Source organism: Sutcliffiella horikoshii, from assembly GCF_008180725.1.
Lineage (GTDB): Bacteria > Bacillota > Bacilli > Bacillales > Bacillaceae_I > Sutcliffiella_A > Sutcliffiella_A horikoshii_B.
The window spans coordinates 242,959-254,928 of the sequence record NZ_VTEV01000006.1 but is presented as its reverse complement, the minus strand read 5'-3'; the positions used below and the strand labels follow the sequence as shown (position 1 = coordinate 254,928).

Here is an 11,970-nt window from a genome sequence, read left to right as displayed (position 1 = left end):
TCTATTATAAAACACTTCTTACGTGCCTCTTCCACATACTCATGACAATCCTGTGAAATTATTAAAAAGACAGTGCCCATCCACACTGTCTTCCTCAGCCTTATTCGCTTTCTTGCTTATATTCCTTAAGCGCCTGAATGCCATCATCTAGATAGGATACAAAGCTTTCTTCTACTTTCTTATCTAACATACCTGTCATATTTTCTTGTATTTTTTCAAAATTATAGATGATCATATCTGTCTTCAATCCTCTACTTACGAGTACACTATTAAGCCACATTACATAGTCCACGAAAGTTTGAGTGTCATTTAGCTTGTAAGCAGTGTTGAGATACAGAAAGTGATAAAAGTTGTCTTCTATGGTTCTTTCTTTTCCTTTTTCCCCAAACTTTTCTTCAAGGAAAGGAAAATCATTGTACATGGTTACAACCACTTTCTCTACAATCGGCTCTACGTCCAAGTTACCTATATCTGCTTTAATTTTCTGGACGGTTGAAGACTTTGTGGGAATGTTCATGTTGCCACCACCTTAAATTTTGTAATGGTTGGTATAATAGTGGCTAGCTCTTGGTCAGGGTATTTCTTTTCTAGTTCGTGTATCCTTTTATAATCTTCACTGGTAACCCAGGAGATAAATTCTTCCTTTGAATCCCATTCCATAAAAACGGTAAGCTCCCCTGCTTTATTTTCATTTTGTAGAAGAAGGAAGCGCTGAAATCCTTTCGCCTGTTCTACTATTCTAGATCTGTTATGATAGATCGAAATAACTTCATCTGCTTTTTCAGGTGGCACTATAAAAGTGGAATGAACAATGTACATACTAAGTGTCTCCTTTTAATATATTAATAAAGAAAAAAGATGCTGACTACGATCATCACATCTCTTTCTGTGTTCTTCTATTGTTTCTATCGGTTCATCGTTATATATTGGACACTGAAATATCTATTTTTCTCCGCTTCATTTCATCAAGAATCAGCTTCAAGAACTCTTCGTTCAAGTCATTCGTTATCGCTGCTTCATATACTTCTATTAATGATTCATCACTTAATAAATCCATTAAAACCCCTCCCATATAACGGTTATTTTAAGTATTGGATGTTTGCCACTTATTTAATTATCAAAACGATTCGATTAACCCTAGCAAGGTATGTTTGTGTCTATTTCAAATAAGATAGCTCTTCATCATCTTTTTAAAATTCCCATCATTATATGTGAAGTAAAAGGATTCGTCATTTAGATTCATGTATAAGATATCTTTATCTAGCATTCTAACGAAACATATTCCCTTTTGTCCAATTCCTCTTATACTTTTGAGCATTTTATTAATGCTTTTCAGTGCACTACTTTGCCATTTCAACCGCAAAGATTCTACATTTAAGAACCCTTATTGGAATTATTATGAAAAATGAAGTATTTTAAAAAAGAAAACTCAAACCAGGAAATTCTCAATGTTAAGATTTCGTGATTTGAGCCAATAGCTCTTGTACTTCATTGATTTTCAATTTGGAAATGTGAGCATACTTCTCATGATTACTAAAGTAGGCAAAATACGTTTCATTTTTAGGAGTAATGTGTGATAGCATCCTTAGATTCACAATATAGGATCGATGTGTCCGGTAAAAATTTTGATCCAATTGTTTATAGATGTCACTGATATTTTCATAGGTTTCAATGGCTTGGTTGGTTGTATATATGATGCATTTCTTTCCTGATTTCTCAATGAAAATGATATCACCGAATGGTATATAGTAGAACGAACTATTGGAACGAACAGATAACCTTTTGTTATGTTTTTTCTGTTCTGTCTCCGCTACCTCAGTAAGCAATTGGGCTTTTGCGCGTTCTAAAGCCTTGTATAATCTTATTTTCTCAATCGGTTTTACAATATAGTCAACTGCAGAAATAGCAAATGCCTCTACCGCAAATTCATTATAACCTGTTACAAAAATAAATTTTAAATCAGGAGAAAACTCAAGGCATTCTTTTATTGCATCCAAACCGTTTTTTTCAGGCATGTTTATGTCCGCAATAACAAGATCCACCTTGTTTTTCATGACACTATCAATCAATTGTTCTCCACTTTGACATGTATCTATAATTTGAAATTCCTTTAGTTCTCCAATAAAAAAATTCAGTATTTCAAGAGAATCTTGATTGTCATCAACAATTACTACATTTATTGGTTTCAATCGAAGAAAACCCCTTTCTTTCGATGTATTATATCGGTACCTTTACCCAGAAGGTACTCCCTGTTCCCTCTATACTTGAAACGCCAACGGTCCCTTTCATTTCTAGAACATTCTGCTTTACGAGAGTTAAACCAATGCCTGTCCCCTCAATCCCTGGTATAGCGTGGTTCACTCTGTAAAATGGTTCAAAGATATTCTCTTGGTGTCTTTGAGGGATACCAATCCCCGTATCTTTAACAAAGATAGCTAAATATCTGCCGTCCACCCTCCAATAAAGGGTTACAGCACCATTCTTTTTGTTGTATTTAATGGCATTATTTAATAAATTGACCATGACCTGTTGAAAACGTATGGGATCAATTTCAATGGAAATATCCTCTACATCTTTCTCAATGTGAAGAGAAATCCCTTTTTCTTTTGCATTGTTGCTTACGGAGTGCAAACTTTCCCAAACAGCATCTTTTATAGGAACTGATTTTACATTTGTTTTAATTGTTTCTGGTTTTGTATCAATTCTAATTAGCTCTAAAATGTTGTTGATTAGTTGCAGTAGGTGTCTGCTGGAATTTAATATTTTGGCAAGTCTAGATTTTTGCTTTTCTGTGAGGGGATCTTTTTGATCATTCTCTAAAACTTGACTGTATCCAATAATAGAGTTCAATGGCGTCCTCAACTCATGACTGATCATTGCCAGGAAATTCGTTTTGGTTTTACTTTCTCTCTTTGCTTCATTTCTTTCAATAATAAGCCGTAACTTTCTCTCATTTTCTTTAAGGTGTAGATTTGCCACTTCCAATGTTTCTGTGTTTTGAGTCAACTCGTCCACTTTTGTCATTCGATCTAAAACGATGGTTACCTGATGACAAATAGAATGAATCAAATCAAGTTCTTCTGATGTAAAAGTAGGACGTTTCTTGGAACCGAAGGAAATGGTACCCACAAGCTCTCCGAACGACAATAAAGGTTCACATACATAAGCTTTGACTCCGAGAGGACGTATAAGGTCTAGTATTTTATCCTCTCTGCCGTCTATATGCTCAAAAACCAACCTCTTTTTATTTTGTGCAACAGTACCACACACAGCAGCTCCCTTTTTAAGATACCTAAAGGTCTCCAGCTCTTCTGTGCAGAGCCCATGATGGTTTGTTAACACTAGTCGATTGTGCTCTTTTTCCCAACTATAATTGACATAGATATCAAGGTCCAACACTTGTGAAAGTTTATGGAATAAGGAATCTAGGAGTTCTTTTGGATTTTTAATAGAGGTCAACATAGCAGCAGATTCATTTAGTATGTTAAGCTTTTCTGTCTGTCTTAAAAGTGCAATTTCCAACTCTTTTTGCTTATTAATATCAAAGAATAGCATTGAAAAGCAGTTTGTCTCAATAGGATAGATGACCACTTTTATCCATTGATTTGGATTTTCAGAAAGTTTCATTTCATGTTGTACAAAAGTGCCTTCTTGTATTACACTGTATGTATATTTAAGTAATATATTAAATGCATCTTTTTTTAAAAAGTCTGAGAGTAGTTTCCCCGTCACCGATGAATTGGTGTGTCCAAGTATATCCATTGCCCCAACATCAATGGCACTGACTGTGAGGTCAGAATGAAACAGGATAAATCCTTTAGATACACGAATAGATTCACTTTCACGTTGTATTAAACTATTAACCCCGATTATTTCCAACCTCCATTTTGCAAGGAAATAGCACATTAAAGCTTGTACTATATGCATTATATCTTTTATAATCGATTATTTGAACCTTAATGTTTCTTATATTCATTATGTATGCTTAGCTATTTTACATCTAAACACTATTGAACAACCACTCAAATCAGCACTTTTCATGTAGCTTTTCCACTCCTTTCAAACCAAAATACCCTTATTTCATAAGCTTTTTTCTACTTTTTGATAAATTTCATAAAAATAATATACCTTTTATTAAAATAATGTATCTCCCATGAAAACTTAACAATATTTACCTAGCTTTACACTCATTTTGGAATAAAAAAGAGAGAAGCAAAAAGCTTCCCTACTAACTTTCTTTTAGACCTATAAGAAATTGAATAAAAACCGTTGCTCCAATTCCCATGTATTCTATATAGGGGTTCATGTCCCATTTTACATTCTCATCTAAGACATTCATTTGTTTATCCCTCCCATTTTATGAACTTAGCGGTTTTGACCGCTCATGCAACCAACTATCCAGATATTCTGGGAGTCTACCATTTCTAACAGAAGTCCCTGTGTGCCCGCCTTTTAATATGTGTGCTGTTTTATCAACACTTGTTACCTCATCCATAATTGGAAAAATGTGATCGAGCGGCACAAGCCGATCTCCTTCTGTCCCTACTACAAGTAGACTTGCTTTAATATTTGAAAGCTTGGCTTGTTGGCCATTTATTTTACTCTCCTTATTAATAAACTTGTTTCCCTTTGTAAAATCCTCAATGATTTGCTTAGCAACGCCACTTGTTAAAGGAATATGTCCTTTAGTCCATGTATTAAAACGAACCCATTTCTTAACATAGGCTTCATCCCCTCTATTCAGCAAAAGAGATAAATAAGGAGTAAAATAAATAGGCGATGTCACCAAACGTATACCTGCCTCAACATGAGAGGGTGGAATAATTCCGAGCTCATCGATATAACGAGTGCTGTCCATATTTTCTTCCCTCAATGCTTTTACCCATTTATCAAAATAACCAGGATTGCTAAAATCAACTGGAGTCACAAACAATACAAGATTTTTTATTGGTTCCTTTGCTATAGATGCATACATAGCTGCAAGTGTGCCACCAAGACAATACCCCATTATGGTCACCTCTTTTGCGGAGGAATGTTTAATCGCACCTCTTACTCCAGCTTGAATATACTCTGTAATATAGTCATCTATTGTCATGTTCCTATCCTCAAATCCCGGCTTGCCAAAATCAATCATATACACATCAAACCCTTTATTAACAAGTGCTTCAATGGTGCTTCCTCCGGGTATCATATCTAAGATAAAGGGCTGATTAATCAGAGAATAAATGATAAAAATAGGCACATTGTATCTTTTAGAAGGTGTTTTGTAATACCAAAGAGTGGCTTTGTTCTTTCTCCAAATCGCTTGTCTGTCCGTTACTCCATCCTTAAATGGGGTTTCATTGTAACGTATCATTTCCTTTTTCCAAGCATCCAACTGAAAATCATTCATCGTGATCACTGACTGTAGAACGGCCAATCTTTTCATCATATCCAAGTAAAGAAGATACTATCGCTTGACGTTCAACCATATCTTCCAAAATTACTTTCACTAATTTCTTTTCTTGATTATGTCCCGAGGGGATTGTCTCTTCCTGTAACTGTCCCTCGAGGCGATCAATTTTTTCTTCTATTTGGATAAGCAGCCTTGCAATATTGGCAACATCGTTTTTAGTAGGAAAATTATATTTCAACGAAAGCACTTCTACCTGTTCCCTCATCTTACGTAATTTTTCTGCTTCTAACTCACTTTCTAGGCCAACAATGCGAAACACCGACTCTTTGTTCAGCCCTGCCTTTATCGCTTCATTCCATTTGTTTTCCATCATTACTGCTTTAACTTTTACCTTTTTGTTCCTTTCATCTTTTTTATTGCTTGAATGCAACATGGTTGATTCACCCTTTCATTTCAATTCAACCTCATATTAAGGAAGTCATCCCTCCATCTACCACTAAAATGTGGCCCACACAGTAATCCGATGCATGAGAGGATAAAAAAACAACTGGCCCTTTTAAATCGTGTTCGCCACCAAAACGTTTTGCAGGTATCTGTTCTTTTAACATTGGAGCGGAATGTTCTATTATTTTTTCGGTAATTTTAGTAGGAAACATGCCCGGTGCGATGGCATTGACTTGTATGTTGTAAGGAGCAAGTTTTACAGCAAGGTCTTTTGTAAATGTAATGACTCCTCCTTTGCTTGTGTTGTAAGCAATGGTGTCCATTAGTTTTGGATCTGTCCCACCCATTCCGGTTACGGATGCGATATTAATTATTTTTCCGTTACCTTGCTTTTGCATGACTCTTGCCGCTTTTTGACTAAATAAAAATAATCCTCTTAAATTTACATTCATCACTTTATCCCATTTGTCTGCTGGCAGGTCTAATGTTGGCGCCATCCAAGATGTTCCACTGTTGTTTACAAGGATGTCTAACGTTCCAAAGTGTCTTACCGTTTCCTCGATTACATGTTGAATTTCTTCCTCTTTTGTTACATCACACGCATATGCTAGTGATTTCACACCTTTTTGTTTCAAGTCCTCGCTTACTTTTCGGCAGGTTGCCAGATCACGTGAACATACAACAACGTTCGCCCCCGCCTCAGCAAGGGCATTTGCCATTTGTTCCCCTAGTCCCTTTCCTCCACCAGTTACAATCGCTGTCTTGTTCTTAAGTTTGAACAAATCATTTACATCCATAATGTGTCCCCCTCTTTATGCTAGTTTCCTATTCCAATCTAGTATCGATTAATAGATTCCATATAGTATAGTAGAGAACTATTCAAGATGTGTGTAAAATGATGAAATGGTGGAGGCGGAAAATACGATTACTATTAGCGTTAAAAAATAACATCCTCTAAGACTTCTTTAGTTGCTTGGTTTTGCTCCGCTGTTGATTTCCGCAAATGGCTTCGCTTTCCGCGGGACAATGTTTGAACATCCTCGCTGCGCTGTGGGGTCTCAAACTACCGTTTCTCCCCCGCTGGAGTCTTCGCCTTTTGCTCCAATCAACAGCTATAGATTACAAGACCGGAGTATTAGTGCTTTTTCAGTTAAAACGGTAAAACTCTTCATAAACCCTTAGGTAAATAAAGCCACCTTGTTGATTGCAGTGGAAGGCGCGCAGACGCCCGCGGGAGGAAGGGACAGGCGTTACCACTCAGCCGAAGTGAGGAGGCACAGGGACCGCTCGCAGGCAAGCGAAGCCCCTGAAACGGAAATCAACCGTTTTTTACTCTCTTATATTTCAAAAAGCACAAAAAAAAAGACCCTCCAGATGGAGAGCCTTTTTCTCAACTTATGTCAAAATTACTTTTGAACGTTAGTTGCTTGAGGTCCACGAGCGCCTTGCTCGATTTCGAAAGTTACTGTTTGACCTTCTTCTAAAGATTTGAAACCTTCGCCTTGGATAGCAGAGAAGTGTACGAATACATCGTCTTGTCCTTCAACTTCGATGAATCCGAAACCTTTTTCAGCGTTGAACCATTTTACTTTACCTTCTAACATTATGTTTCCTCCTACAGTGGAACAGTCCACAATTGTATTACCATTCTTGCTCTGCATAATCTTTCAAGACGAAAAACATTGAAGTAAATTCCTTCTATCAGCCTTACCGAACAAAAACAATTAACTTAATCATAGAGGTTATGTATCAAAAAATCAAGTTTTATTTGGTTTTGCTAGTAACTTCCATTAGAAAAGTGTACTTTGTTACGGGTGAAGACATACAAGATTTGCTGCATCAATGGTGATTTTCTGTAGTAGTGTACCCATTATTCAACTTTTTATAAACCTGTTTTCTTGAAAATTTTTCTTTCTTTCACCCATACTTATTTGAAGTAAGCAATCACTGGAAAATACTTTTTAAAAAATATATCATTTAGGACTTTTCTTTTTTAAATTGTTTTTGTAAGATAATACAATATTCAAAAACAATAGACAAATGTATTTACAGGGAGGACACTGGCATCATGAGGAAATTCGGACTTTTACCTAGAATTATTCTTGCCATTATACTGGGTGTGACTATTGGTAGTATTGCACCAGAATGGTTCGTTAAGATTTTTGTTACGTTTAACGAGATATTCGGAAACTTTTTAGGATTTGCAATTCCATTAATTATCATTGCATTTATTGCTCCAGGCATTGGAGAAATTGGAAAAGGAGCAGGTAAGTTTCTTGGTTTGACTGCTTCCATTGCTTATCTATCTACCATAGCAGCAGGCGTCTTGGCCTATTTTGCTGCCAGCACGTTATATCCTACTATATTAAAGAACGCAAGTCTGACAGGAACAATGGAAAATCCAGAGGAAGCATTATTAAAACCATTCCTAGAACTGGAAATTCCAGCACCATTTGAAGTGATGACTGCACTAATAATTGCATTTACACTAGGTTTAGGTATGTCAGCAATCAAAGGGGAAGCGTTAAAAACTGTCATGATAGAGTTCAGAAGTGTTATTGAACTAGTCATTTCTAAAGTGATCATTCCGCTTTTACCGATTCATATTTTAGGTATTTTTGCAAACATGACTTACGGCGGACAAGTTCAAACGATTATCAATGTGTTTGCAAAAGTATTTGTATTGATTATCTTATTGCATCTAACTATGTTAATCCTTCAATACTCCGCAAGTGGTGCCATGACACGAAAAAATCCATTTTCAATGCTTAAATCCATGATGGCTGCTTATTTTACCGCACTCGGAACACAGTCATCTGCATCAACAATTCCAGTTACTCTCGAACGAACCAAAAAGATGGGAGTAAAAGAAAAGACAGCAGATTTTACTGTTCCATTGCTTGCAAATATACATCTTTCAGGTAGTACCATCACAATTGTTTCATGCGCGATGGCAATTATGTTTATCAATGGAATGGATTACTCTCTATTCATTGTACTCCCTTTTATCATGATGCTTGGTGTAACCATGATTGCTGCTCCTGGTGTACCTGGTGGTGCTGTGATGGCAGCTATAGGGCTATTACAGTCAATGCTTGGGTTTGACGCCACAATGGTATCCTTGATGATTGCTCTTTACCTTGCCCAAGATAGTTTTGGTACAGCATGTAATGTAACTGGTGACGGAGCCATTGCAAATGCCGTTGATAGACTTACAGCATCTAAATAAACTCATAAAAAAGGTGGTACCCAAGTTTCCTCTATTGGGCGCCACCTTTTTTGTGTATTATTTAAGCGCACAAGCGACTCTATCGTAGCCAAATTGCTCTAAGAATTCGTTATACGCTTCTATTTTACCAAGGATTATGTCATGTTGAATCTCTCCTGGAGTAGTGGTCTCCATTTCCTTGCAATATTCCTCAATCCTCGATTTTACATAAGAAATAATAGCTGTTTCATTAAAAGAAGTCATTTCCTATCACCTCACATATTAATAGTTGATAAATACCCTTCTTCTAAATACAACAAACAAAAGCAAGCACATTCATTTATAAAAACAAGTAGGTAGTGGTTAATTGCCGCTGTTCCTTTCCGCAAATGGCTTCGCTTTCCTAGGGGCGTTGCTGGAGCCTCCTCGGCTGCGCCTGCGGGGTCTCCAGCTAACGCTATCTCCCTCAGGAGTCTTCGCCTTTTGCTCCAATCACCAGCTAGAAATCATTTAAAACTTTCCGTTATCAGTTTTTCAGCGACGTCCTTCGTTGCGGGGTCTCAATCAACCGTTCTTCCCCCTCTGGAGTCTTCGCCATTTGCTCCAATACACAGCTGAAAATCACATAAACGTTACGTTATTTCACAATTAGATTGCTTTTCATAAACTGTATTATATGCTTTCATTTAATTAAAAAAGAGACTCGAAATTGAGTCCCATTTTGGTCATTCTCCTAATTCTACTAGATCAGAAACAGCAACTTGTGTACGCTCTTCTCCCGGCCCGCGAAGATGAACTGTTGCAGTTTTTCCATCCTCACTTACTGAATCAATCCATACCTTTGTCCCTTCAAAGGTCACCTCTATTGTTGCGGAAGAGGATAGTATTTGTCTTGCACGTGCTTCATCCATTCTCGTCACTCCCTATACATTATTCATTCATCATATCATTCACACTTATTTTTCCAAAAATAAGCCATTTTATCCCTTTTAAGTTTAAGTTTGAAGGTAATTTGTCAACAATGAAATAAGAGGTGAGGGAGATGAAGTTAAGGAAGGAAGAAAAAGATCAATTGAGCGAAGCCATTGATCAGATGAATGAAAGTCTAGACAGATTTATTGAATTCTATAATGAGTCTGAAGACGACAAACCTATTATTTCTTTCAATGATGAGGTCATACAATTGATAGAAGCAGGAAAACAAAAGTACGGGGAAGATGCCTTGAACCAAAAAATCAACTCCATTGTTAAAGAAGTGCTCTCTTTTATATCCTCAGGGGATGAGGAATAGATGGATAGAATCAAGGAGCAGACTTCCCTCATTTTTAGGTTTGTACATTGGCCATTAATAGCAAGGATACTAGTCTTCATTTTTGTCATTAATATTACGTTCGGTTTTCTTATTCATTTCATTGAACCAGAAGAGTTCCCTTCCATTTTCGATGGAATCTGGTGGGCGATTGTCACTACTGCTACTTTAGGTTACGGAGATTATGTTCCGGTTACTGTCACAGGGAGATCATTAGCTATTATTCTCATATTATTTGGTACAGGTTTTGTCACTACCTATTTTGTATCACTGGCTGCAAGTGCCATCGCAACACAAAATGATTACTTGGAGGGCAAAGTGGATTATCGAGGATCTGAACATATTATCGTTATTGGTTGGAATGAGCGGGTAAGAGAAACGTTAAGGCAGATTAATTCCATGAGCAATAAACCTTTATCAATTGTACTCATTGATTCATCGCTAGAGAAAAACCCTCTTCATGATCAAAATGTACATTTTATTAAAGGAAACCCCTGTAATGATCAAACATTACTTTCTGCCAATGTAAAAAGTGCAGGTTTTGTTGTTATCTCTGCCGATCAAAGTAAGGATGAAGTTCAAGCGGATATGAGCTCAGTGTTAACATTATTGGCTGTTAAAGGATTAAATCCAGAAGTGTACACAATCGTGGAGATCTTGACTTCTACTCAAGTGAAGAATGCTCAAAGGGCTGGAGCTGACGAAGTGATACAAACAAATATGTTTACAAGTTATGTCATGACAAACAGTATGATGTCTAATGGTATGTCTAATACTTTGTTAAATATGTTGAATCAGCTGAAGGGAAGCAAATTGAAGTATTTAGAAGTGGAGAAAGATATGGTAGGAACAACATTTGAAAAACTTAGCAATCAAATGCTTCAGAAGAAAATTCTCATTATAGGCATAAAAAGAAGAGGAGACACCATGGTCAATCCTCCTCTTTACACGTTAATTCAAGCCGATGACTGTTTGCTTGTCATTAAAGACTAATCTCTGCCAAGCACTGCTTCTAATTCGTGAACAAGTGTATGACCAAGTTCAATGAATTCTTTTGGGAAAGTGGCATCGGGATCTTCCGGTTCTGAAAACTGGTCAAACGATGCTGTTCTGTTCCAAACATGAACGTTGTCATCTATTCCAATCTGGTATTTGTGGGAGAGCAGGAACGGTCTTCCGAGCTCCACTGTTGTCCCTTGTGAATCCAATTGCCCGTCCACAGACTGAAATGGGACTCTCAAAAATTGATAGCCGACCTCATCGTCTATTTTATAGTCAAAGTAGCCGTGGTCGTAGTCCCAGTTTCCCCCGATGGAATATCCAATGGCTTTTAGTTCCTGTTCTAGTTTATACAACTGAAACTCCGCACCTTCGATTTTTGAAGGAATAGGAATCATAGCAATCCCTCCTTTTATATGGGTAGGTTTCCCCATGGAGGGGTTTTCATGCATATGGAAAAAGGGATAGTCCTTACAACCTGATGGTCATAGGGACTATCCCTTTTTAAAGTTGGGTTAAACACCGCTGTGGATTTCCGCAAATGGCTTCGCTTTCCTAGGGGCGCTGCTGGAGCCTCCTCGGCTAACGCCTGCGGGGTCTCCACCTAGCGCTATC

General features: G+C 37.2%; 15 protein-coding genes. 3 read left to right on the top strand and 12 right to left on the bottom strand.

The annotated features are described in order from the left end of the window. Positions 1-100 precede the first annotated feature (100 nt). From FZC76_RS16675 to FZC76_RS16635, 9 genes are all read right to left on the bottom strand, one after another. Positions 101-517, bottom strand: coding sequence for a hypothetical protein (locus tag FZC76_RS16675; RefSeq protein ID WP_262372676.1), 417 nt, complete (start codon positions 515-517; stop codon positions 101-103). Then, on the bottom strand, positions 514-819 hold the full coding sequence (locus FZC76_RS16670; RefSeq protein WP_148989297.1) for an antibiotic biosynthesis monooxygenase family protein: 306 nt from the start codon (positions 817-819) through the stop codon (positions 514-516). The genes FZC76_RS16675 and FZC76_RS16670 overlap by 4 nt, the downstream gene beginning before the upstream one ends. Positions 820-919: 100 nt before the next feature. Next, positions 920-1,057: a sporulation histidine kinase inhibitor Sda gene (gene sda / locus FZC76_RS16665; protein ID WP_148989296.1), complete on the bottom strand. Its 138-nt coding sequence runs from the start codon at positions 1,055-1,057 to the stop codon at positions 920-922. A gap of 394 nt (positions 1,058-1,451) precedes the next feature. After that, positions 1,452-2,189 carry a LytR/AlgR family response regulator transcription factor gene (locus tag FZC76_RS16660; protein ID WP_148989295.1) on the bottom strand — a complete coding sequence of 246 codons (738 nt, stop codon included), beginning with the start codon at positions 2,187-2,189 and terminating at the stop codon, positions 1,452-1,454. A 28-nt stretch (positions 2,190-2,217) separates the two neighbouring features. Then, on the bottom strand, positions 2,218-3,879 hold the full coding sequence (locus tag FZC76_RS16655) for a sensor histidine kinase (RefSeq protein WP_262372675.1): 1,662 nt from the start codon (positions 3,877-3,879) through the stop codon (positions 2,218-2,220). 478 nt (positions 3,880-4,357) lie between these two features. Further along, positions 4,358-5,419: an alpha/beta fold hydrolase gene (locus FZC76_RS16650; RefSeq protein ID WP_262372674.1), complete on the bottom strand. Its 1,062-nt coding sequence runs from the start codon at positions 5,417-5,419 to the stop codon at positions 4,358-4,360. Next, the gene (locus tag FZC76_RS16645) at positions 5,385-5,828 is read right to left on the bottom strand and encodes a hypothetical protein (protein WP_148989294.1); all 444 of its coding nucleotides are present in this window, start codon (positions 5,826-5,828) and stop codon (positions 5,385-5,387) included. Before FZC76_RS16645 ends, FZC76_RS16650 begins: the two co-directional genes overlap by 35 nt. A 31-nt stretch (positions 5,829-5,859) precedes the next feature. Beyond that, positions 5,860-6,636 (bottom strand): SDR family oxidoreductase, encoded by a 777-nt coding sequence (locus tag FZC76_RS16640; RefSeq protein ID WP_148989293.1) that lies wholly within the window; start codon positions 6,634-6,636, stop codon positions 5,860-5,862. A gap of 609 nt (positions 6,637-7,245) precedes the next feature. Beyond that, positions 7,246-7,443: a cold-shock protein gene (locus FZC76_RS16635; RefSeq protein ID WP_060665583.1), complete on the bottom strand. Its 198-nt coding sequence runs from the start codon at positions 7,441-7,443 to the stop codon at positions 7,246-7,248. A 464-nt stretch (positions 7,444-7,907) separates the two neighbouring features. On the opposite strand from FZC76_RS16635, the gene FZC76_RS16630 reads away from it, so the two are divergent. Further along, positions 7,908-9,068 (top strand): dicarboxylate/amino acid:cation symporter, encoded by a 1,161-nt coding sequence (locus FZC76_RS16630; protein ID WP_148989292.1) that lies wholly within the window; start codon positions 7,908-7,910, stop codon positions 9,066-9,068. Between the two features lie 57 nt (positions 9,069-9,125). On the opposite strand, the gene FZC76_RS16625 is transcribed toward FZC76_RS16630, so the two are convergent. Both FZC76_RS16625 and FZC76_RS16620 read right to left on the bottom strand, forming a co-directional pair. After that, positions 9,126-9,311 carry a hypothetical protein gene (locus tag FZC76_RS16625; protein WP_148989291.1) on the bottom strand — a complete coding sequence of 62 codons (186 nt, stop codon included), beginning with the start codon at positions 9,309-9,311 and terminating at the stop codon, positions 9,126-9,128. 461 nt (positions 9,312-9,772) lie between these two features. Continuing rightward, on the bottom strand, positions 9,773-9,958 hold the full coding sequence (locus FZC76_RS16620; RefSeq protein WP_148989290.1) for an H-type small acid-soluble spore protein: 186 nt from the start codon (positions 9,956-9,958) through the stop codon (positions 9,773-9,775). 131 nt (positions 9,959-10,089) lie between these two features. On the opposite strand from FZC76_RS16620, the gene FZC76_RS16615 reads away from it, so the two are divergent. Together FZC76_RS16615 and FZC76_RS16610 are read left to right on the top strand one after the other, a co-directional pair. Next, positions 10,090-10,338 (top strand): atypical membrane-integrating protein (Mistic protein), encoded by a 249-nt coding sequence (locus FZC76_RS16615; protein ID WP_148989289.1) that lies wholly within the window; start codon positions 10,090-10,092, stop codon positions 10,336-10,338. Then, entirely contained in the window at positions 10,339-11,349 is a 1,011-nt protein-coding gene (locus tag FZC76_RS16610) for a potassium channel family protein (RefSeq protein ID WP_148989288.1), read from the top strand. Here FZC76_RS16610 and FZC76_RS16605 read toward each other — a convergent pair. Continuing rightward, positions 11,346-11,753, bottom strand: coding sequence for a YugN-like family protein (locus FZC76_RS16605; RefSeq protein WP_088019340.1), 408 nt, complete (start codon positions 11,751-11,753; stop codon positions 11,346-11,348). The genes FZC76_RS16610 and FZC76_RS16605 overlap by 4 nt on opposite strands. Positions 11,754-11,970: the final 217 nt, after the last annotated feature.